The sequence below is a fragment of the Sodalis sp. C49 genome, from assembly GCF_046352915.1.
In the GTDB taxonomy this organism is placed as follows: domain Bacteria; phylum Pseudomonadota; class Gammaproteobacteria; order Enterobacterales; family Enterobacteriaceae; genus Acerihabitans.
Window position 1 is genome coordinate 1,325,443 of the sequence record NZ_CP163303.1, and the last position, 21,939, is coordinate 1,347,381.

The following is a 21,939-nucleotide window of genomic DNA, read 5'->3' on the forward strand; positions in this document are numbered from 1 at the left end:
GTGTTTATCCTTTCCGCTTAGACGTAAATGAGTGGCCCGCGGGCCGTTTAACTGAGCGCCGACAACAGCGAATTAAACACATCGCTGGCGGTATTGAGCACTTTGGCATTGGCCTGGTAATACTGCTGATAACGCGTGAGGTCGATATACTCCTCATCCAGGTTAACGCCCGAGATGGATTGTTGCCGCTCGGTCAGTTGATCGACGATATTGGATTGCGCGGTGCTGGTCACGTCGGCGTTGCTGGTACTAGTACCGATATTGCTCACAAGCGTCGCGTAGGCCGTGCTGATCGTCGCCGTTCCGCCGATCACTTTGGTGGTTTGCAGCGCCAGCAGCGCCTTCGCGTTGCGGTTGTCGCTTTCACCGCCGGCGCTGTCGTCGAGACCGGCGGCAATCTTGGCCGGGTCGGTAATCGCCACGTTCAGGCTGTTGATGACATTGCTGACGGTATTGATAGTGTATTTATCGTTGCTCGCCGCCCCGCTGCTGATGGCGACGCTAAGCCCGTCGAAACTCATGGTGGTATTGCCCGCGGCGTCGGTGACGGGCGCGGGCGTGAGGGCGACGGCAGCACCGTCGCTGGCGCGCGTTACCTGCCAGGCGCCGCCGGAATATTTGACATTATAATCGCTGGCCTTGACCGCGCTGGTATCGCTGTAGGTGACGGTCATCACCGCGGTGCCGGTATTTTTGCTGTTGGCGCTGACGGTAGGGTCGCTGAAGCTGAAAAAATCCTCACCGGCATCGCCGTTAAGATCAACACCGAGTTTATGCGTCTCATTAAAGCTGCCGGCCAGTCCCAGGGCAATCTGGCCGAGCCGGTTGCGGGCATCGTCCAGGGCGCCGGAGCGGAAGCTGAGCAAACCGCCGACGCTGCCGGTGGTCAGACTTTTTTCATCAATTTCGCTGGGGGTGCCGGTGCCACGGTCGTAGGCAAGGGTGCTGCGCGACGGGTCGGCGCTTGACGTCACCGCCTTGACCTGGTAGGCGCTGCTGCCCTGCACCAGCGTCAGGCCGTTGCCGAAGGTCAGGTTAACCGAATTATTATCCTGGACGCTGGCCGTTACCCCGACGATGCCGTTAAGCTCGCTGACCAGTTGATCGCGCTGATCCAGCAGGGCATTGGACGTGTCGCCCCCGCCCTGGCGCACGATTTGATCGTTAAGATTGGCGATTTGCTTGGCGTAAACGTTGATCTGATCGGCGCTGGAGGAAAGCTGCTGATTGATGCCGTCGTCCATATTCTGCAGATAGGTGTTGGCGCTTTTAAACTGGTTGACCAGGCTTTGCGAGCTGCTGATCACCGTCTGGCGCGCCGCGTTGTCCTGCGCGTTGCTGCTCAGCGACTGGATACTGCTGAAAAACGTGCTGACCATGGTGGACAGATCGCTGTCGGTGTTCGACAGCAGGGTGTTGATTTGCGAAATCTGGTCGTAATAACTGCTGGAGGCGGCATAAGTGGACGACGCGGAGCGCAGCTGGTTCACCACCAGGGAATCATAAGCGCGGCTGACGCCGGTCACCGAGACGCCGTTGCCGGAAATGCCGCTGGTCAGTTTTTCCGACAGCTGCGCAGTCTGGCGATTATAACCCGGGACGTACACATTGCTGATGTTGTTCGCCACCGCGTTCTGCGCGGCCTGCGCGGCCTGGATGCCGCTGGAGGCAATATTCACTAACGTATTGGACATCGTTTTTCCTTATGCCGGGGAGACGATGACGCCCGGTTCACCTGCGACGGCGCGCTCCACCCTTTATATCTATATATCTATATCGTCCGCACCGGGACAAACTTGAGCGCCGTGGCAAAAAAACCACGCGCCCCCGCTCGCCTAGAACAGCCCGCCCAGATCGCTACCATAAGATTTGGCCGCCTCCTGGGCGCCGTGCTTCAATTGGGTGATAATCCGGATAAGCTTGGCGGCGTAGGCCGGATCGGTGGCATAGCCGGCGCGCTGCAGCGCATAGGCCCCGGCCTCCGGCTGGACGGCGTTCACCACCTCGCGATAACGCGGGTTGTCCGTCAGGACATGAATATAGTCGCCCAGGGCGTCCAGGTAGGAGTCATAGACCCGGAATTTCTGCTGCACCTTCACCGCCTGGCCGTTCTGGTATTCCGTCGTGGTGATGGTGGTGGTCTTGCCCTGCCAGTCGTCGGACGCTTTGATGCCGAACAGGTTGAAGCTGGTCTTGCCGTCGCCGGCGGGAATTTCCCGCTTGCCCCAGTCTGATTCCAGCGCCGCCTGCGCCATAATCAGGTGATGGGGAATGCCGCTTTGCCGGCTGGCAATCATCGCCGGGATCGACAGGCGTTCGGTAAAACTTGCCCCGCCGGGCGTTGCCGCCACCGGCGCCGGCGCGGATTGCTGACGATCGCGTCGCCAGTATTCTCCCAGCAGCGCGGGCGACATAAATTGCGCGTTGATGACGTTGGCGCTGACCGGCGTATCGGCCTGGGAAAGGGCTGCGGGAACGGGATTTTTCGCCGCCTCCGCCGCGGCGTTCTGACCGCCAAGCTGTTTAACCATCATATCCGCCAGGCCTAGCCCCTTGGCGGTGAGCTGTTGGGACATCTGCTGGTCGTACAGGCTGGTGAACAGTTCCGTTTGGTCGCTTGAGAATACCCCGCCCTTGGGCAGCGCGGCGCGCATGCTTTTCAGCATCATCTGTACAAACAGACCCTCCACCTGTTTCGCCACCGCATTCAGCGCCTGCGGCGAGGACTGCGCCGCCTGGTTATGCAGCTTTTGCAGCGACTTGACGTCATAGGCGGCGGATGAAAAATCGGTGGTGGCGTTAAGCTCCATCAGATGATCTCCAGCGTCGCCTGGAGGCACCCGGCGCTGTGCATAGCCTGCAAAATCGACATCAGGTCATTGGGCGTGGCGCCCAGGGAGTTAAGGGTACGGATAACGTTGTTCAGGCTGGCGCTGGAAGTGACCTGCTGCAGCGAGCCGCCGCTTTGGTTAACCGAAATCTGCGTTTGATTGGTCACCACCGTTTGGCCGCCGCCAAACGGGGTATCCGGCTGGCTGACGTTTTGCTGGTTATTCACCACCACCGACAGGTTGCCCTGGGCCACGGCGCAGGTGTCCAGCATCACGTTACGGTTCATCACCACCGAACCGGTGCGTGAATTGATAATCACCTTGGCATCCATCTCACCCATGGCAATATTGATATCCTGGATTTGCGCCAGGAAACGGACCTGGCTGCTGTTATTGGCCGGCATCTGCAGCTCGATGGTGCGCGCATCCAGGGCGCGGGCGATCCCCATGCCGTTCTGGCCGTTAATGGCGTCGCTGATGCGCTGCGCCAGGCTGAAATTTTCCTGCTTGAGCTGCAGCGTCAGGACGCGGCTGGCGCCGAAGGTACTGGGCAGCTCGCGCTCAATCACCGCGCCGTTGTTAATGCGCCCGCCGGCCAGCTGGTTGATTTGCACTTTGCTGCCGCCGGACGAGGCGCCCGAGCCGCCCACCAGCAAATTGCCCTGCGCCAGGGCATAGACCTGGTTATCCGATCCCTTTAGCGGCGTCATCAGCAACGTGCCGCCGCGCAGGCTTTTAGCCGATCCCATGGACGAAACCACGATGTCGATATTCTGGCCGGCGCGCGCAAACGCCGGGAAATTGGCGGTCACCATTACCGCGGCCACATTTTTCAGCTGCATATTGGTGCCGCTGGGGACCGTAATGCCCATCTGCGAAAGCATATTGGTCAGACTTTGGGTGGTAAACGGCGTTTGCGTGGTCTGGTCGCCGGTGCCGTCCAGCCCCACCACCAGCCCGTAGCCGATCAAGGGGTTATCGCGAACACCCTGAATATCCACCAGATCGCGCAGGCGCTCCGCGCCGGCCGGTTGTAGGCACATTGCCAGCGCCAGCGCGCAGGCGAGATACCGCCCGGCGATGGCGGCGGTTAACCGTAAGGGTAAAGTTGAAATCCGCATGGTGCCGGCCGCCTGTTAAAAGGGTGAAATATTAAGGAAGAAGCGCTGCAGCCAGCCCATTTCCTGCGCTTCGTTGATATAGCCTTTGCCGACGTATTCGATGCGCGCGTCCGCCACCTGGGTGGATACCACCGCATTGTTGCCGTTAATGGTGCGCGGGTTGACGATGCCGGAAAAACGAATATATTCGGCGCCCTGGTTAATGGCGATCTGCTTTTCGCCCACGACTTTCAGGTTGCCGTTGGCCAGTACCTGCTGCACGGTCACGGTAATAGTGCCGGTAAAGGTATTTTTGGCGGTGGCGCCACCCTTGCCGTCAAAATCATTGGTGCCGGCGGCGTCCAGATCCACCTTGCCGTTGCCGATGGCGCCGGTCAGCATGGCGGGCGTGGTGGCCAGGTTGAGCGTATTGGACGACTTGCGCGCCGTATTGGCGGAGGAGCTTTTGCTGGCGCTGACGTTTTCCTGCAAGGTGATGGTCAGGATATCGCCGACGTTGCGCGGCCGCCGGTCCTCGAACAAGGGCTGGTAACCGTAGTTCATCGGCTGCACCGCCTGGAAAATCGATCCATTGGCAATGGGCATTGAAGCCGGCGCCGGCTGGGCGCTGGTTTCGCCTTCCACCAGGTTTTTATGGGGCATATACGCACAGCCCTGCAGCGTCAACAGGCCGAGCGCCGCCAGTACGCGCGCCAGAGGCCGGCCCGGAAACGCCGGCCTGGCTGCTGGCGATGCAAAGGTACTCTTTTTCAGTTTCATATGACCTGTCTATCCTGGCCGGCAAATCAGCCGCCGCGAAGCGCGGTTAATAGTGACACCGTCACTTAAAAAAATCCACCATAGTCGGCTATATGTTACGTTGTAACGAAATGCTGATTTAATGTTACAACGTAACCTATGCCTTTACCCGGTTTAGAGCTGCGTCAGCTTTTGCAGCATGGCATCAGAGGCGGTAACGGCTTTGCTGTTGATTTCATAAGCGCGCTGCACCTGGATCATGTCCACCAATTCCTCCGCCACATTGACGTTGGAGGTTTCCACGTACCCCTGGTACAACAATCCGACGCCATTCTGGCCCGGCGTGGATTCATTCGGCGCGCCGGAGCTGTCGGTTTCCTGATAGAGATTTTCGCCCAGGCTCTGCAAACCGGCCTCGTTGATAAAATTACTCAACGTGAGCTGGCCGACCTGGCTGGCGGCGGCCTGCCCCTGGGTGGTGACGCTCACCACCCCGTCACGGGCCACTGCGACGGTCAGGGCATTTTCCGGCACGGTAATCGCCGGCTGGATAAGATAGCCGCTGGAGGTCACCAACTGGCCGTTTTGATTGACCTGGAACGAACCGTCGCGGGTATAGGCGGTGGTGCCGTCGGGCATTTGCACCTGAAAAAAGCCTTTGCCGTTAATGGCGACGTCTTTGGTGTTTTCCGTCTGCTGAAGATTGCCCTGGCTGTGCAGGCGTTCGGTAGAGACAGGCCGTACCCCGGTGCCCAGCTGTAATCCGGAAGGCAGGGTGGTTTGTTCCGACGACTGCGCGCCAGGCTGGCGTACCGTTTGGTACAGCAAATCCTCGAATACCGCCCGCTGGCGTTTAAAGCCGTTGGTGCTGACGTTCGCCAGGTTATTGGAAATCACATCCATATTGGTCTGCTGTGCATCCAGACCCGTTTTGGCAATCCATAATGAACGGATCATCCGTTAATACTCCCGAAAATTAGCTAAGTGAAAGCAGCTGGTTGGCATGCTCCGCGTTTTGATCGACATCGGCGATAACCTTCATCTGCATTTCGAAACGCCGGGCGCTGCCAATCATATCCACCAGGGTTTCCGCGGTGTTGACGTTACTGCCTTCAAGCACGCCGGGCATGACCTTAATGGTCTCGTCGTTGGGCAAGGTTCCTCCCGTCGCGGCGCTGGCGGCGGCGGTAAGATGAAATAAGCCGTCGTCGCCGCGCTCCAACTGGCTGTCGTCGGCGGGTTTAACCCGCTTAAGCTGCCCTACCGGCCCGATGGTGTTGGGCGCGTCGCCGTCGCCCAGCGCCGAAACGGTACCGTCGGCCGCAACCGTAATGGCCGATTGGGTCGGCACCGTCAGCGGACCGCCTTGCCCCATGACGGGATATCCCTGGATCAGCAATTGGCCGGTAGCGTCCACCTGCATATTACCGTTACGGGTATAGGCCTCGGTGCCGTCGGGCAGTTGCACCGCCAGCCAGCCCTGATCCTGAACCGCCACATCCAGGGGGCGATCGGTGTTATCCAATGGCCCCTGGGTCATCAGCGCGCCGGGGGTCGAGGCGACCACCAGCGTGCGCGTCGGCAGGGTCTGGCCCTCGATGGGCACCGCCCGCATGGCGAACAGCTGCGCGCGAAACCCCGGCGTCGAGGCGTTGGCCAGGTTATTGGTAATGATCGCCTGCTGGTCAAGGGTCTGGCCGGCGGCGCCCATAGCGGTATAAATTGCGTGATCCATTGGCTTATTCCGTCAGAGTGGTCAGCTTAAGTTGACCAGCGTTTGCATAATCGTGTCCTGCGCCTTGATGGTCTGCGCGTTCGATTGATAATCGCGCTGGGCGACAATCAGATTGACCAGCTCCTTGCTCAGATCGACGTTGGAGCTTTCCAGCGCTTCCGGGGTCAGCGAACCGAAATTACCGCTGCCGGCGGTGCCGACCACGGCCTGCCCTGACGCGGACGTGGCGGTCCAGACGTTATTGCCGTCGGATTTCAGCCCCTGCGGATTGGCGAAGTTGGCCAGCACGATTTGTCCCAGCAACTGGTTCTGGCCGTTGGAGTAGGTGCCGGTGATGGTGCCGTCGTCATTGATGGCATACTTGGTCAGGTCGCCGGCGTAATAACCGTTCTGATCCTGGCCGCTGACGCTGCTGGTCGTGGTGTACTGCTGCTGGGAACCCTTAAAGCTGATATTGAATGCGCCGGCGAGGGAGCCGTTAACGCCGCTCATAGCGACATTAAAATTATCGGTGCCGGTCAGTTGGCCGTTGGTGTCGAAGGACATGGTGCCAAGATCGTCGACCGTGCCGGTGCTGTCGCTGCCGTCGATGCTATGCACTTTCCAGGTGTTATCCGCGGTCTTGACAAAATAAAAGCTCATATTATGCGGATTGCCGAGACTGTCGTAGGTGGTCAGCGGCTGCGCGAAACTATAGGAGGTGGTATCGGCGGCGCTGAACTTGGTGTCGTCGAGTATCGCCGAGCCGGAGTTGAGTTTCAGCGTCATAGAGCCGGTGGTGGTGGCTTTCGCCGTCATGCCGGTGGTCGGGATGGTGAGATTAACCGGATTGGCGCCCTGCTGTATGGTCGGCGGCGTGCCGGTGGCGGCATAGCCGGTCACGTTCAGGCCGCTGGTGGTAACCAGGTTGCGCTCAGGATCCAGATGCCAATCGCCGTTTCGGGAGTAATACACCGAACCGCTGGCGTCCGTCAGGCGGAAAAAGCCGCTGTTGGAAATCGCCACGTTCAGATTATTATCGGTGGTGTTCACCGTGCCGTCCTTGAAATTCTGCGACACCGAGGCCACCTTGACCCCCAGCCCCACCTGGGAGCTGGCGTAGACATCGGCAAAGGACACGGAAGCTGATTTAAAGCCGCTGGTTTCGGAGTTGGCGATATTGTTACCGATAACGTTTAAATTATTTGAGGCGGCATTCAACCCGCTGACCGCTTGTGAAAAACCCATTTGACTCTCCTGTGGTAAAAACACCCGGCCTGCCGCGCTCGACGGCGCCCGTGCCCATTAGATGATTTGACGAACCTTATCCAGCGTGATGTTGCCGGCCAGGCCAAGGTTCAGCTCCGTGCCGCCGGTGGCATTGTTGTTCACGCCATAGACCGCGGCGTATTGCAGCGGCGTGCTCACCACGCTGGCGCCGGCCGCCGTTGTCGCGGCCACCGTGAAGGTGTAGGCCCCTTCCGGTACGGCGGCGCCGGCATCGTTGGTCCCGTCCCAGGAAAAGCTATGCACGCCGGCGGTCTGCGCGCCGAGATCGACGGTGCGCACCACAGTGCCGGCGGAATCCTTAACGGTGACGGTGGTGGTGGCGGACGCATTATCCAGCGACACGCCGAACGGCGTGGTGGAGCTATCGGCGCCCACCAGAATGCCGCTGCCGTCGATCATCACGCCGTGGCCGACCAGGGTGGACGCCTGCAGCGACTGGCTGGTGGTCAGCTGACCGGAAATCGACCCCAGGGTGGTATTGAGGTTTTCAATGCCGCTGAGGGTGCTGATCTGCGCCAGTTGCGTGGTCAGTTGCGCGTTGTCCATGGGATTGGTCGGGTCCTGGTTTTGCAACTGCGCCACCAGCAGCTTCAGAAACTGATTCTGCAGGTCTGCGCTGCTGCTACTGGTACTGGTGGCGGCGGACGTGGCGGTGGTGTTATTGGTGTTAACGGTGGTGCTCATGGGTTGCTCCGATTATTGACCCAGCGTCAGGGTTTTTTGCATCAGGGTTTTGGCGGTGTTCAGCACTTCAATATTGGCCTGGTAGCTGCGCGAGGCAGACATGCTGTTCACCATCTCATCGACCACGTTGACATTCGGCATCCGCACATAGCCTTTTTCATCCGCCATGGGGTTGCCCGGCTGGAAGACCAGTTTCTCCGCTTCCGACGATTCCACCACCCCGCTGACCTGCACGCCCCCTATTTCTTGCCCGGCGGGCGCCGCGACCTGGAACACCACTTCCTTGGCATGGTAGGGCTGGCCGTCCGGCCCGGTGACGCTGTCCGCGTTGGCCAGGTTGCTGGCGGCCACGTTCATCCGCTGGGATTGCGCGGTAAGCGCCGATCCGGAAATAGCAAAAATCGAAGTCATACCCATGGGCTATTTACTCCTGTAGCACCGACATCATGTTTTTAATCTGTCCGCCCAGTACCGTCAGGTCGGTTTGATATTGCAGGCTGTTTTCGGCAAACTGCGTTCTTTCGCGATCCATGTCCACGGTATTGCCGTCCAGGGCCGGCTGGTCCGGCACGCGGTATAATAGTTCCCTGGCGGCGGGGGTGGAGGTGGACGCCTCGATATGGCGCGTCGACGTGGTGGTCAACGACAGTGAGTTGCCGCTGGCGCGTCCCTGGGTGATCGCTTTGTTTAATTCGCTGGCAAAATCGATATCGCGCGCCTGATAGCCCGGGGTATCGGCATTAGCGATATTGGCGGCAAGAATTTCCTGACGCTGCGCGCGCAGGTTGAGGGCTTCCTGCTGGAATTGCAGGGCGGCATCAAGCTTATCAATCATCATTATCCTAAGAAGGCTATACTGATTTATGCTTGCCAGCTTAGACGCAACATTCCCTTCCCTATCGTTGGAATAAGCATGAATTGCAGTGCTAATTTACCCATTGGCGGCAAACGGGGACCGGTACACTTGTTTTCCGGGGTTATCGCGCAAAGAGGCGGGTAACAGCAATTCCTCCACCGACAAGGTCATGGCGTGAGCGGACAAAACAGACAACAGCCGGAGGGCGAACCCACGCGGGCGCCGGCGGGCGGCGCATGGCGTATGGCGGCGCGGCGCATAGCCAACGGATTTTTGTATGGCATGGCGGGCGCCCTGCTGTTGTCCACCGGCGCCCGGGCGGCCGATCGCCTTACCGAGGGACTGACCGATTTTTTGCTGCGGCAATATGCCTCGCCGCCGGTCGAGCTGAAGGTGGTGGTAAAAACGCCGGCCGCCCGCCGGCCGGACTGCGAACAGCCGCAGTTTTCATTGCCCGCCAATAATCGCGCCCGGGGGAATATCAGTGTCCAGGTGATCTGCGGCAATCAAAAACGCTATGTGCAGGCCGAGGTGCAGGTCACGGATCGCTATCTGGTCACCGCCCGCGCCATTTCCGCTAACCAGACGCTGGCGCAGGGGGATGTTGTCTGGCAGACCGGGCGCGTGGACAACATGTCCGTGACGCCGCTCACCGACATGGCCTGGGTTTACGGGAGTCTCAGCGAACGCGCCCTGGGCAGCGGTCAGGTATTGACCGCCGCCATGCTGCGTCGTCCCTGGCTGGTCAAAACCGGCCAGCCCGTGCAGGTCACGGCGCAGGGCGATGGATTTTCGGTGCAAGGCACCGGCAAGGCGATGGGCAACGCGGCGGTCAACGATCGCCTGCGGGTGCGGATGGAGTCCGGCCAGATGGTCGTCGGCCAGGTCACCCCTGATGGCGGCATCCGCATTGAGCCTTAACGGCCGCGCTGATTAAAAATTAAAGCTTTGGGTAATTTGACCGATAATTCAGGATAAGCCTTTAGCACCATTTATCCCCTACCTAAGCGAGATTGTATGAGTATTGAAAGTACGCGCCCGATACGACCCCTGTCCACCCTGCCGGGTAACGACCAGGGTACTGTCCAGTCGCCGAAAGCCAAGGCCGCCGCTCCCGCCGTCACGCCCGGCGAAGAGACGCGGGTTAAGCTGAGCGATGCCCAGGCGCAACTGCGCCAGCCCGGCAGCAATGACATCAACGTCGCCAAGGTGGAAAGCCTGAAGCAGGCGATCCGCAACGGCGAATTAAAAATAGATACCGGCAAAATTGCCGATGCGCTGATCGCGCAAACGCAATCGATGCTGGATGAATAAGCGACCGCCATGAACGAACTGGAACAGATCTGCGCCCGGATGCTGGGTATTTTGCAGCAATTGGAACTGACCCTGGTGGAAGAACAGCGTTTACTGAGCGCCGGCCAGGTGAATACGGCGTTGCTGCTCCGGGTGACGGAAAACAAAAACGAGCAGTTAACCACCCTGCAGTATGTGGATCACCACCGCCAGCAGCAGGCGCAAGCCAGCGACGCCGGCAATCCTCCTTATGAGCCGCATCCCGGCCTGCACCGGATTTGGCTGGCCATCACGCGCCTGACGGAAGATCTCAGCCGCAATAACTACCGTAACGGTTTATTGCTGGCGCAGCACCTTAAGCATAACGATCAGGTATTATCGGTATTGGATGAATATCAAACCCAGCGCCGCATGTACGGCCCCGACGGCCAGGCCCTGGGCGGCAGCGCGCTCGGGCGCAAATTCAGCGTTTAATGTCTCCTTGGTAATTCACCAGCACCTGGTAGCGGTTTACTATCAGCGGTTGATTTATCACCCCGCGCCCAGCGACTTGTATCAATAGCGTCACCGGATTGTCCGCAGGCTGGCCAGCCATGGCGTCGCTGCGCCCGGCCAGGCCGTCCAGATAAACACATTTCCCCGGCATGCAGAGCGCCAGAACAACCTGTGACGGCAATGGCCGCCCGGTTTCTATCCGCCAGTTGATCGACGTGACGCGCACCCCGGCCGGTAAAGGCGCGAAGGGGCGCATCGGCGGGCTGCTTTTGGCGCTGCCGCGCTGGGAAAGCACCAGCATTTGCCCTGTCCCCTGCCATCCTCCCTGCGCGCCGCCCTTGATCTGATGGCCAAAACCCGCGGGGGCGTCCGGCGCCGCGCGCCGCGCGGCAAGATCCGCAGGCGGCATACGGACAGGGCCCGTACCGCCCCCCGGCGCCACCACTCGCGCGCTGACGCCAAGCGCCGCCCCGGCGGCCGGCACGCCATTGCCCAGTGCGGGCATGGCGGCGGCCAGCGGCGCCAGGCCGGTTAGCGCGCCCGCAATCAGATACCCCGCCAGCGGACGACGCCTGATTCGCTGCCGCCGCCCGGTCACTGGGTGGCGCCCAGCATGGAGGTCATGCGGATTTGCCGCTGGTCGCTGACCTCCAGGTTAGAGAGCACCGCCATCTGCGGCAAGGTGCGGCGCAAAAAGCGCGCCAGCAGCGGGCGCAGGCTATGGTTGACCAGCAATACCGGCGGCGCGTTCAGGTTTTCCTGCTGCGCCAGTACGTCCCTGGCCTGGGCCAGTACGCGATCCGCCATGCCCGGCTCCAGCCCGCCGCCGCTTTGCAACGCCTGCAGCAGGACGCGCTCCAGCGCCAGATCCAGGCCGATGACCTGGATTTCGCTGTCGCCCGGAAACCAGCGCTGGGTAATGGCCCGTCCCAGAGCCACCCGCACCACGACCGTCAGCTCCGCCGGATCTTTTTGTACCGGGGCATGTTCGACCAGGGTTTCGATAATAGTGCGCATATCGCGGATCGGCACGCTTTCCGCCAGCAGGTTTTGCAATACCTTATGGAAAATCGTCAGCGACAGGGTGCCGGGAATAAAGTCTTCGGTCAGTTTCGGCATTTCCTGGGTAACGCGTTCCAGCAACTGCTGCGTCTCCTGGCGGCCCAGCAATTCGCTGGCATGGATGCCGATCAGATGGTTGAGATGGGTGGCCACCACCGTACTGGCTTCGACCACGGTGTAGCCTTGTATCTGCGCCTGCTCTTTCAGGGCGCTGTCAATCCAGACCGCCGGCAGGCCGAACGCCGGATCGCGGGTCACGTCGCCGGCCAGTTCCCCCGCCGCGCCGCCGGGATTAATCGCCATCCAGCGGCCGGGGTAGGCCTCGCCGCGCCCCATTTCAACGCCTTTCAGCAGGATGCGGTAACTGGCGGGCTGCAGCTCCAGGTTATCGCGGATATGCACCACCGGCGGGAGATAACCGGTTTCCTGGGCGAATTTTTTGCGGATGCTGCGGATACGGCCCAACAGCTCGCCGTTCTGCTGGAAATCCACCATGGGGATCAGACGGTACCCCACCTCCATGCCCAACGGATCCTCCAGCTGCACATCGCTCCAGCTGGCTTCCTTGGCGAAGGCGTTTTCCTGCTGCGCCACCGCGGGCGGCGCCTCGGCCGCGGGACCGTCCATGGTCTTGCCACGCAGCCACCAGGCCAGTCCCAGCAGCATGGCGGTAAAGAATAAAAACACCAGGTTGGGCATACCGGGAACCAGCCCGAGCAGCCCCAGCACGCAGGCGCTCAGCAGCATCACCCGCGGATTATTGAACAGCTGGCCGACCATTTGCTGGCCGACGTCCTCGTTGCTGCCCACGCGGGTGACGATAACGCCCGCGGCGGTGGAGATCACCAGCGCCGGGATCTGCGCCACCAGGCCGTCGCCGATGGTCAGCAGGGTATAACTTTCCGCCGCGTTGCCCAGGCTCATGCCGTGCTGGATCATGCCCACCAGCAGCCCGCCGATCACATTGATCACCATGATCATCAGGCCGGCGATGGCGTCGCCGCGCACAAATTTACTGGCCCCGTCCATGGAGCCGTAGAAATCCGCTTCCTGGGTCACTTCGCTGCGCCGGGACTTGGCCTCCTCCTCGCCGATCAGGCCGGCGTTGAGGTCGGCGTCGATGGCCATTTGTTTGCCGGGCATGCCGTCGAGCACGAAACGCGCCCCGACCTCGGCGATACGTCCCGCCCCCTTGGTGATCACCATAAAGTTGATCACCACCAGGATAATAAACACCACGATACCGATGGCGAAATTGCCCCCCACCAGGAAATGGCCAAACGCCTCGATGACCCGGCCCGCCGCCGCGGTGCCGGAATGGCCGTGCAGCAGGATGATGCGCGTCGAGGCGATGTTCAGGGACAGCCTGAGCAGCGTGGAAAACAGCAGGATGGTGGGAAAGGCCGCGAACTCGAGGGTTTTGCGGGTAAACATCGCCACCAGCAGCACCATGATCGACAGGGCGATATTAAAGGTAAACAGCAGATCCAGCACCAGGGCCGGCAACGGCAGCACCATCATCGACAGGATCATGAGAATCAATACCGGCCCGGCCAGGATCTGCCATTGGATAGTCTTGAAATTCGAAGGCAAACGTAATAATGCTACCAGATTGGCCATATCACTCTTTCTCGTGGGCAAAATCCAGTGCCGCCGGCACCGGTAAATGTTCAGGTTTTTTCGGAATCAGGCCGCCCTGGCTGCGCCAGCGCTTGAGCTGGTAAACCCAGGCCAGCACCTCGGCCACCGCCGCGTACAACTGGGCCGGAATGGCCTCGCCGATGTCGCTGTGCCGGTACAACGCGCGGGCCAGCGACGGCGCCTCCAGCATCGGCACATGATGGGTTTCCCCCAGCGCGCGGATGCGCATGGCGATGTCGCCGGCGCCTTTGGCCACCACCTTCGGCGCGCTCATTTTACTGTCTTCATAACGCAGCGCGACGGCGTAATGGGTCGGGTTGGTGATGATAACGTCCGCCGCCGGCACGTCGCGCATCATGCGCCGGCGCGACATGGCGCGCTGCTGCTGGCGAATATGGTTTTTGACGTGCGGGTCCCCTTCCTGGTCCTTGAACTCGTCGCGGATTTCCTGGCGGGTCATGCGCAGCTTCTTGACATGGCTCCACAGTTGCCAAAAGGCGTCGAACGCCACGATGGGAATAAATGACAGGATAACCATCAGCGCGCAGGTGGCGATCAGGCCCAGGGCATCCCCCAGCGCCGCGATCGGCGATTCCAGCACCAGATGCAGCATGCGCGGCCAGTTATGCCACAGGAACCAGCCGGTGACCCACCCCGCCAGCAACGCTTTCAGAATGGCCTTGAACAGCTCCGACAGCGACTGGGCGGATACCACCCGTTTCAGGCCCGGCAGCGGATTAAGTTTTTTTAAATCAAATTTTATCGAGCCGGGATTAAACATCACCCCGCCCAGCAGCGACGGCGCTACCAACGCCATCACCACCAGTCCGGCAAACACCGGCAGCAGCGCCCAGACGGTTTGGCCGATAAGCGATTCCACCTGGAACAGGATTTGCCGGTCGTCGCTGATAATACCGTGGTCAAAGCGCAATCCCTGGGCCAGCATCGCCGCCAGCTGACGCGCCAGCGGCTCGCCGCCCATCCATAACACGGCCAGCCCGGTCACCAACATCAATACCGAGGTTAATTCACGCGATCGGGGGATCTGTCCCTCTTCACGAGCCTTCTCCAACCGGTGGGCGGTGGGGGCCTCGTTTTTTTCCTGATCGCTGTCTTCCGCCATCACTGTTCCCGAATGCGTTTTGCCATGGGCATTATCTTACCAGCATGACAAATTACGCCCGGACCGATGGCGGGAACAGCGCGTTAAAGCGACGGTTATTTGGCGCATAGGCGTAGCCCGGACGACGGTCCGGGCCGGGAGAAAGGATTTAAAAACCGAGGCTGTCGAGCAGGTCGTCCACCTGGCCCTGGTTGGCCACCACGCCGTCGACGCTGTGATCAAGCTGCGGGCCGTTGAGCAGGCCGTCGCTGGCGCGTTTGCCCTGCGCCGGCTCCGGCATATTTTCCAGCAACACCATCAGCAGCTGCTTTTCTATTTCCTGGATCACATCCATCATGCGCTTGATCACCTGACCGGTCAGATCCTGGAAGTCCTGCGCCATCATGATCTCCAGCAATTGGGCATGGGTAAAGGCGGTATGGCCGGGCACCTCGGCCAGGTAGTGCCGGGTATCGGTCACCAGCTCGCGCGCATCGGCCAGCTCAATGGGGCTGTCGAACCACTGGTCCCAGCGGGTGGTCAGCCCCTTGGCGCCACGTTCCATGGCGGTCTGCCGTGGTTGCGCCGCCTCGACGCAGTTCAGCGCGCGCTCAGCCGCCTGGGCGGTCATCTGCACCACATAATCCAGCCGGTCGCGGGCGTCGGGGATGGCTTCGGCGGCCTGGGCGATGGCCTGGTCGAGGCCCAGTTCCTTCAGGCTGTCGCGCAGCATACGCGTCAATTGTCCGATACGGGAGATGATATCCGTGGCGGTGGCGTTAACATTCGGCATGGTCGGTGTATTATTCATATCCCCTCCTGATTACATCCCCAGCTTTTCGAAGATCTTATTAAGCTTTTCTTCCAGTGTCGCCGCGGTAAACGGCTTAACCACATAGCCGCTGGCGCCCGCCTGCGCGGCGGCAATGATATTTTCCTTCTTGGCTTCCGCGGTCACCATCAGCACCGGCAGCGCGGCCATCGCGCCATCGGCGCGGATATTCTGCAGCAGGGCCAGTCCATCCATATTCGGCATATTCCAATCGGAAATGACAAAATCAATCTTGTTGGCGCGCAGCTTGGTGAGAGCGTCGACGCCATCCTCGGCTTCGTCCACATTGTTAAAGCCAAGTTCCTTTAGCAGGTTACGGACGATGCGACGCATTGTCGCGAAATCGTCCACCACCAGAAACCTGAGTTCTTTGTCCGCCATACCTACTCCTGTTATTAACATGTAACCCGCTCGCGGGCCGCTAAATACGTAATGCCTGACCGCTGCTGATTTGCGCCATCATTCTCTGGCTCATCTGATGCAGCGGCACGGTTTCGTTGCTGGCGCCCATGGCAATCGCCTCGCGCGGCATGCCGAACACCACGCAGCTGGACTCGTCCTGCGCCAGGGTATAGGCGCCGGCGTTGCGCATCGCCAGCATGCCGGCGGCGCCGTCATTGCCCATGCCGGTCAGGATCACCCCGACGGCGTTGCGCCCGGCGAATTGCGCCACCGAATGAAACAGTACGTCCACCGATGGGCGGTGCCGATTGACCGGCTCGCCGTCATGCAGCCGGATCTGGTAGTTGGCGCCGCTGCGGGCCAGCTCCATATGCCGGGCCCCGGGTGCGATATAGGCGTGCCCCGGCAATATCCGCTCGCCGTCCTCGGCTTCCTTTACCGTTATCTGGCAGAGCTTGTTCAACCGTTCGGCAAAGGAGCGGGTAAATCCCGGCGGCATATGCTGGGTAATCAGCAGCGCCGGGCTATTGGCCGGCAACGGCTCCAGAACGTGGCGGATCGCCTCCGTTCCGCCGGTGGACGCGCCGATGGCAATCAGCTTCTCGCTGCTCAGCAGCGGGACATGGATGATCGGCGCGGCATCGGTCGAGCGCCGCTGCGGCAGCCTGGCGCGGGAGGCGGTGCGGATCTTCTCGGCAATGGCTTCGCTATAGGCCAGCATGCCGTCGCGCAGGCCGGTCTGGGGTTTGGTCACAAAATCAATCGCCCCCAGCTCCAAAGCCCGCAGGGTGATTTCCGAGCCGCGCCCGGTCAGTGACGACACCATCACCACCGGCATCGGCCGCAGGCGCATCAGTTTTTCCAGGAAATCCAGCCCGTCCATGCGCGGCATTTCCACATCCAGCGTCAGCACTTCCGGGTTTAATTTTTTAATCAGATCGCGGGCCACCAGCGGATCGGGCGCGGTGGCCACCACTTCCATATCGGGAAAACCATTAATGATTTCAGTCATTAATTGGCGCATCAGCGCGGAATCATCTACGCAAAGCACTCTGATTTTTCTCATATTCTTTCCTTAGTAAGCTGATAGACCGTTTGTCCGCGCAGCTTGAAATCCTGGCTTATCTGACTAAAATTTTCCGAATGGCCGGCAAACAGCAACCCGCCGGGCTTCAGCAACGGCGCGAAGCGGCGCAAAATGCGCTCCTGCGTCTCCTTATCAAAATAAATCATTACATTACGGCAAAATATCGCGTCGAAAGGCCCGGGCAACGCCCACTCTGCCGCCAGCAGGTTCAGGTACTGAAACCGCACCATGGCGTTCAGTTCGGGCCTGACCCGCGCCAGCCCGTCATGGGGACCGGTGCCGCGCAGAAAGAACCGCTGCCGCTGCACGGTGCTCAGCCCGCGCAGTTCTTCATGGCGGTACACGCCGGCGCGGGCTTTGTCCAACACCTGGGTATTGATATCGCTGCCGATAACCGACACCTGCGCCAGCGAACCCGTCAGGGTTTCCATCAGCGTCATGGCGATGGAATAAGGCTCCTCGCCGGTGGAAGCCGCGGTGCTCCAGACGCTGTAGGGTCCCGGCCGCTCCTTGGCGTGCCGCGCCAACACCGGGAAATGGTGCTGTTCACGGAAAAAGGCCGTCAGATTGGTGGTCAGCGCATTGACGAATATCTCCCACTCCGGCCCCTTGACATCGGCATCCAGCAGCGCCAGATAGGTGCCGAAGTCCGCTATATTCAGCGTACGCAGCCGCCTGACCAGGCGGTTATACACCATCTCCCGCTTATGGCTGGCCAGCACAAGGCCGGCCCGCTGGTAGATCAATTGGCAGATGCGCTGGAAATGCACATCGGATAAGGGCACCTGTTGTGCCCAGTTAGACCATTTTGCGGCAATTTCAGCTTGGTTTGACATAGGGTTTCTCGCTGCGCCGCGCTTGCGTTTGGCGTTAGGTTATGGACCCGAGTTGCCGGGTGCTGAGGTCTGAAGCCAATGGTTCATCCTGGTTTTCCTGCAGCTCATGCTGCGTTAGCCTGAATACCCGTACCGCCTGCATTAATGCTTCCGCCTGTGATTCCAGCGCATGGCCGGCGGCGGCTGATTGTTCCACCAGAGACGCATTCTGCTGGGTTGCCGCGTCCATTTGATTGACGGCGGTGGCGACCTGTTCAATGCCCCGGCTTTGCTCATCCGACGCCGAGGCGATTTCACCCATGATATCGGTGACACGGGCCACCGAACGCACGATTTCATCCATGGTTTCACCGGCGGAGGCCACCAGCTCCGATCCCTGCTGTACCCGGGTCGCCGACTCGTCAATCAACCCCTTGATCTCTTTGGCCGCCTGGGCGCTGCGCTGCGCCAGGCTGCGCACCTCGCCCGCCACCACCGCGAACCCGCGGCCCTGCTCGCCCGCGCGTGCGGCTTCCACCGCCGCGTTCAGCGCCAGTATATTGGTCTGGAAGGCGATGCCGTCTATCACGCTTGTGATATCGCTGATTTTGCGCGAGCTTACGGCGATATCGGCCATGCGTTTAACCACGTTGCCGGTCAGCGTGCCGCCTTTTTGCGCGGTGCTGGATGCATCGCTGGCCAGTTTGCTGGCCTGGCGGGCATTTTCGGCGTTCTGCTTCACCGTCGAGGTCAGTTGCTCCATGCTGCTGGCCGTTTCCTCAAGCGCCGCAGCCTGTTGTTCGGTACGTGACGACAGGTCGTTATTGCCGCTGGCGATTTCCTGGATGCCGCTAAGCATGGCATCGGTGCCCTGGCGTACGGTCATCACCGTTTGCGCCAGTTCATCGCGCATCGTCTCCAACTGATGAAACAGCTGGCTGATTTCGTTGCGTCCGCTGACCTCGATACGGTTACCCAAGTCGCCGCCGGCAATGGCGTTGAAATGGCCGCTCATTACGGCCAGCGGCCGCAGCAGCATACGTTTCAGCCACAGCAGGGCCACCAGCGTCAGCAGCGCGGTCATGCCGGTCATCAGCCCCAGCATCCAGCCCGAACGGCCATAGGCGATGCGATTTGCCTCGCTGGCTTCGCCAATCACCCCGGAAAGCTGGGTCATATAGGCGTTGTACTGCAGTTCGAACGCATCCTGGAACTTCTGCGTGGGCTGGCCCATAAAGGCCTGGACATTACCGTTGTCCAGCATCTCTATCGCCTCATGCATCGCCTGGTCGAATTCCTTGAAACTCTTCACGGTCTTGACGCGCAGCGCCTGCTCCGCTTCGTTGTCCGCCGGATAGGCGTTGAATTCCTTAAACACCGCTTCCCCATGGCTCAGCCTTTTTTTGGCGTCCGCCATCAGGGGCAGGATCTGCTCAAGCGGCGTATAAGACGCAAAACGCGTTGCCGCCCGGTTCAGGGAATTACGGGTTTGCAGCATCTCCGACCAGCTCATGCTTAGCGAGTTACGTTTCAGGTTGTCCGCCTCTACCTGATGAAAGTTCTCGCTGCTGCGCCTGAAATTTTCAAACGAGAGTCCGCTGCTGACCAGCTGCATCAGGCCAAAGATCAAAACAATCATGATCAGGCTGGTGGAAATCCGTATACGCGTTAACATCATTAACCTCATGCCGGTGTGTGGCTTATATAATGCGTAGTTAGAAGGTTTCCCAATTTTCCTGCGACGTGCTTTCCGTGGTTTTTTTTGCCGTCGCGGACGACGGCGTTTGCGGCAGAGGGACCACCGCCTTTTCCGTCGCGGGCACCGCCGCCGTCTCCAGCCGGAATACCGACACGGCCTGGGTCAACAGGCCGGCCTGCGCTTCCAGTTGGGCAGCGGCCTGGGCCGACTGCTGCACCAGGGCGGCATTCTGCTGCGTGGTGCGATCCATTTCCGCCACCGCCTCGCCCACCTGGTCGATACCGTGGCTTTGCTCATCGGACGCGGAAGAAATTTCGCCCATGATATCGGTCACGCGTGTCACCGCGTCGACAATCTCCGACATGGTTTCGCCGGCGCTTTCCACCAGCGCCGAACCCACGTCGACACGATTAACCGAATCGTCAATCAGTCCCTTGATTTCCTTCGCCGCCTGGGCGCTACGCTGCGCCAGACTGCGCACCTCGCCCGCCACCACTGCGAATCCGCGCCCCTGCTCCCCGGCGCGCGCCGCCTCTACCGCCGCGTTCAGGGCCAGGATATTGGTCTGGAAAGCAATGCCGTCGATAACACCAGTAATATCGGCTATCTTCTGCGAACTTCCGGCAATTTCATGCATGGTAGTGACCACGTTATCCACCACCTTGCCGCCCTTTTGCGCGGTTTCCGACGCGCTCAGAGCCAGTTGCCGCGCCTGACGGGCATTCTCGGCGTTCTGTTTCACCGTGGCGGTCAACTGCTCCATGCTGGCGGCCGTTTCCTCCAGCGCCGACGCCTGCTGCTCGGTGCGCGCGGACAAATCGTTATTGCCGGCGGCGATTTCGCCGGCGCCGCTGTAAATGGCGTCGGCGCTTTGGCGCACGGTATGCACGGTGGCGGTCAGCGCATGCTGCATATCCCGCAGGCTCTCCGCCAGCATGCCCATTTCATTACGGCTGTTTAATGTCAGCGCCTGGGTAAGATCGCCCGCGGCGATACCGCGGATATGGCTTATCAGATAGCGCAGCGGATGCAGCAGGATGCGGCGGATGCCGACCCACACCAACAGGGAAATCAGAATAAAAATGACCAGAACACCGCCCAGCACGCCGAGGGACTGGTTATAGGACTGCTGGTTCATGTCCACCGCGTCGTTATAGAGGCGGATATTCCCGGCCAGGTAACGGCTATAGGTATCCTCGAAATTATTTTGCACCGCCTGGGTAGGCTGCGCGTAAAAATCAACGATATTGCCGTTGCTCAATTGGGTATTGAGCTCAGCCAACGCGGAGTGCAGGGCATCATAGCGCTGTTTCATGGCCTGAATATTGGCCTCGTCCTGCCCTTCCTCGCGCGGCATCGCCATGAAATTACCGAAGGTCTGCTCCGAACGCCGCAGGGTCCCCACCGCTTCGGATAATAATTCGGTCACCGTTGCGCCGCTGCCCATTTTATTCTCGTCCATCAGGTAACGCACCGCCGCCCGGTTAAGGGTATTACGGGTCTGGACCAGGGCAACCCAACTGGCGCTCAGCGCGGTTTGCTGCTTACGCAGATTCTGATACACGCCAAAATAGTGCTGATCTTGTTTCAGCGAATGATAAAACACGCCTCCGGAGGAGAGTTGTAATAAACAAAAAATTATCAACACAAGAACTAAGCCGGTCACTACTCTTATTCGGTTAAACATGCCTGTTTTCCCACTACAACTGGTGCTAATTGTATCGGCAGGCAACCGCCAAACTTTACCGCTATCGTCATAAATTAGCGCCAGGCCCGCGAGCACCCAGTACCAAACCGAGCCTGTTCAAGGAATAGCGTGCCAATGGGGTCGAATTGGCCTGCCCAACCGAGCGCCCCATGGCACGGTATGCCCGCCAGCACCGGGCCTAAAACAAACGTGTTAAAGGGAGAGCGTGCCGATGGGGTCGAATTGGGCATGGTGTTCCTGCCCAACCGAGGCCCCATGGCACGGTATGCCCGCCAGCACCAAACCTAAAGCAATCGTGTTAAAGGGAGAGCGTGCCAATGGGGTCGAATCGGGCGTGATTTTCCCGCCCGACCGAGCGCCCCATGGCACGGTATGCCCGCCAACACCGCGCTTAAAGCAGACGTGTTCAAGGGAGAGCGTGCCAATGGGGTCGAATCGGGCGTGATTTTCCCGCCCAACCGAGCGCCCCATGGCACGGTATGCCCGCCACCACCGCGCTTAAAGCAGACGTGTTCAAGGGAGAGCGTGCCTATGGGGTCGAATCGGGCGTGATTTTCCCGCCCGACCGA

The 21,939-nt window shown here is 60.2% G+C and carries 22 protein-coding genes; 3 read left to right on the top strand and 19 right to left on the bottom strand.

What is annotated here, in order from left to right:
• Positions 1 to 47 precede the first annotated feature (47 nt).
• From flgK to flgB, 10 genes are all read right to left on the bottom strand, one after another.
• Complete coding sequence (gene flgK, locus ABUK12_RS05870) at positions 48 to 1,694, bottom strand: flagellar hook-associated protein FlgK (protein ID WP_410015399.1); 1,647 nt, start codon at positions 1,692 to 1,694, stop codon at positions 48 to 50.
• 141 nt (positions 1,695 to 1,835) lie between these two features.
• Positions 1,836 to 2,810 carry a flagellar assembly peptidoglycan hydrolase FlgJ gene (flgJ, locus tag ABUK12_RS05875; protein WP_410015400.1) on the bottom strand — a complete coding sequence of 325 codons (975 nt, stop codon included), beginning with the start codon at positions 2,808 to 2,810 and terminating at the stop codon, positions 1,836 to 1,838.
• The gene (locus ABUK12_RS05880; RefSeq protein ID WP_410016564.1) at positions 2,810 to 3,874 is read right to left on the bottom strand and encodes a flagellar basal body P-ring protein FlgI; all 1,065 of its coding nucleotides are present in this window, start codon (positions 3,872 to 3,874) and stop codon (positions 2,810 to 2,812) included. Before ABUK12_RS05880 ends, flgJ begins: the two co-directional genes overlap by 1 nt.
• A 93-nt stretch (positions 3,875 to 3,967) precedes the next feature.
• Complete coding sequence (locus tag ABUK12_RS05885) at positions 3,968 to 4,594, bottom strand: flagellar basal body L-ring protein FlgH (protein ID WP_410016565.1); 627 nt, start codon at positions 4,592 to 4,594, stop codon at positions 3,968 to 3,970.
• Between the two features lie 270 nt (positions 4,595 to 4,864).
• Entirely contained in the window at positions 4,865 to 5,647 is a 783-nt protein-coding gene (flgG, locus tag ABUK12_RS05890; protein ID WP_410015401.1) for a flagellar basal-body rod protein FlgG, read from the bottom strand.
• Between the two features lie 19 nt (positions 5,648 to 5,666).
• Positions 5,667 to 6,425, bottom strand: a complete 759-nt coding sequence (locus tag ABUK12_RS05895; protein WP_410015402.1) for a flagellar basal body rod protein FlgF — start codon at positions 6,423 to 6,425, stop codon at positions 5,667 to 5,669.
• Between the two features lie 21 nt (positions 6,426 to 6,446).
• Entirely contained in the window at positions 6,447 to 7,652 is a 1,206-nt protein-coding gene (gene flgE, locus ABUK12_RS05900) for a flagellar hook protein FlgE (RefSeq protein ID WP_410015403.1), read from the bottom strand.
• Positions 7,653 to 7,709: 57 nt separating this feature from the next.
• A complete protein-coding gene (gene flgD, locus ABUK12_RS05905; protein WP_410015404.1) occupies positions 7,710 to 8,378 on the bottom strand; it encodes a flagellar hook assembly protein FlgD in 669 nt (222 codons plus the stop codon).
• Positions 8,379 to 8,390: 12 nt separating this feature from the next.
• Complete coding sequence (gene flgC, locus ABUK12_RS05910) at positions 8,391 to 8,795, bottom strand: flagellar basal body rod protein FlgC (protein WP_410015405.1); 405 nt, start codon at positions 8,793 to 8,795, stop codon at positions 8,391 to 8,393.
• Positions 8,796 to 8,802: 7 nt separating this feature from the next.
• Positions 8,803 to 9,213, bottom strand: coding sequence for a flagellar basal body rod protein FlgB (gene flgB / locus ABUK12_RS05915; protein ID WP_410016566.1), 411 nt, complete (start codon positions 9,211 to 9,213; stop codon positions 8,803 to 8,805).
• Between the two features lie 195 nt (positions 9,214 to 9,408).
• Between flgB and flgA the strand changes: the two genes are divergently transcribed.
• The 3 genes from flgA to ABUK12_RS05930 all read left to right on the top strand — a co-directional run bounded on the left by flgA (position 9,409) and on the right by ABUK12_RS05930 (position 11,001).
• Entirely contained in the window at positions 9,409 to 10,155 is a 747-nt protein-coding gene (gene flgA, locus ABUK12_RS05920) for a flagellar basal body P-ring formation chaperone FlgA (RefSeq protein WP_410015406.1), read from the top strand.
• A 96-nt stretch (positions 10,156 to 10,251) separates the two neighbouring features.
• Entirely contained in the window at positions 10,252 to 10,548 is a 297-nt protein-coding gene (flgM, locus tag ABUK12_RS05925) for a flagellar biosynthesis anti-sigma factor FlgM (protein WP_410015407.1), read from the top strand.
• Between the two features lie 9 nt (positions 10,549 to 10,557).
• On the top strand, positions 10,558 to 11,001 hold the full coding sequence (locus tag ABUK12_RS05930) for a flagella synthesis protein FlgN (protein WP_410015408.1): 444 nt from the start codon (positions 10,558 to 10,560) through the stop codon (positions 10,999 to 11,001).
• Here the strand turns inward: ABUK12_RS05930 and ABUK12_RS05935 are convergent.
• The 9 genes from ABUK12_RS05935 to ABUK12_RS05975 all read right to left on the bottom strand — a co-directional run bounded on the left by ABUK12_RS05935 (position 10,991) and on the right by ABUK12_RS05975 (position 21,349).
• On the bottom strand, positions 10,991 to 11,620 hold the full coding sequence (locus tag ABUK12_RS05935; protein ID WP_410015409.1) for a flagellar protein FlhE: 630 nt from the start codon (positions 11,618 to 11,620) through the stop codon (positions 10,991 to 10,993). The genes ABUK12_RS05930 and ABUK12_RS05935 overlap by 11 nt on opposite strands.
• Positions 11,617 to 13,704: a flagellar biosynthesis protein FlhA gene (gene flhA, locus ABUK12_RS05940; RefSeq protein ID WP_410015410.1), complete on the bottom strand. Its 2,088-nt coding sequence runs from the start codon at positions 13,702 to 13,704 to the stop codon at positions 11,617 to 11,619. The genes ABUK12_RS05935 and flhA overlap by 4 nt, the downstream gene beginning before the upstream one ends.
• 1 nt (position 13,705) lies before the next feature.
• Entirely contained in the window at positions 13,706 to 14,848 is a 1,143-nt protein-coding gene (gene flhB / locus ABUK12_RS05945) for a flagellar biosynthesis protein FlhB (protein WP_410015411.1), read from the bottom strand.
• Between the two features lie 148 nt (positions 14,849 to 14,996).
• Positions 14,997 to 15,638, bottom strand: coding sequence for a protein phosphatase CheZ (gene cheZ, locus ABUK12_RS05950; RefSeq protein WP_410015412.1), 642 nt, complete (start codon positions 15,636 to 15,638; stop codon positions 14,997 to 14,999).
• Positions 15,639 to 15,650: 12 nt separating this feature from the next.
• On the bottom strand, positions 15,651 to 16,040 hold the full coding sequence (gene cheY / locus ABUK12_RS05955; protein WP_410015413.1) for a chemotaxis response regulator CheY: 390 nt from the start codon (positions 16,038 to 16,040) through the stop codon (positions 15,651 to 15,653).
• A 40-nt stretch (positions 16,041 to 16,080) separates the two neighbouring features.
• Positions 16,081 to 17,127: a chemotaxis response regulator protein-glutamate methylesterase gene (locus ABUK12_RS05960; RefSeq protein WP_410015414.1), complete on the bottom strand. Its 1,047-nt coding sequence runs from the start codon at positions 17,125 to 17,127 to the stop codon at positions 16,081 to 16,083.
• Positions 17,124 to 17,984, bottom strand: coding sequence for a protein-glutamate O-methyltransferase CheR (gene cheR / locus ABUK12_RS05965; protein ID WP_410015415.1), 861 nt, complete (start codon positions 17,982 to 17,984; stop codon positions 17,124 to 17,126). Before cheR ends, ABUK12_RS05960 begins: the two co-directional genes overlap by 4 nt.
• Before the next feature lie 34 nt (positions 17,985 to 18,018).
• Positions 18,019 to 19,638 carry a methyl-accepting chemotaxis protein gene (locus tag ABUK12_RS05970; RefSeq protein ID WP_410016567.1) on the bottom strand — a complete coding sequence of 540 codons (1,620 nt, stop codon included), beginning with the start codon at positions 19,636 to 19,638 and terminating at the stop codon, positions 18,019 to 18,021.
• 40 nt (positions 19,639 to 19,678) lie between these two features.
• Complete coding sequence (locus tag ABUK12_RS05975; RefSeq protein ID WP_410015416.1) at positions 19,679 to 21,349, bottom strand: methyl-accepting chemotaxis protein; 1,671 nt, start codon at positions 21,347 to 21,349, stop codon at positions 19,679 to 19,681.
• Positions 21,350 to 21,939 lie beyond the last annotated feature (590 nt).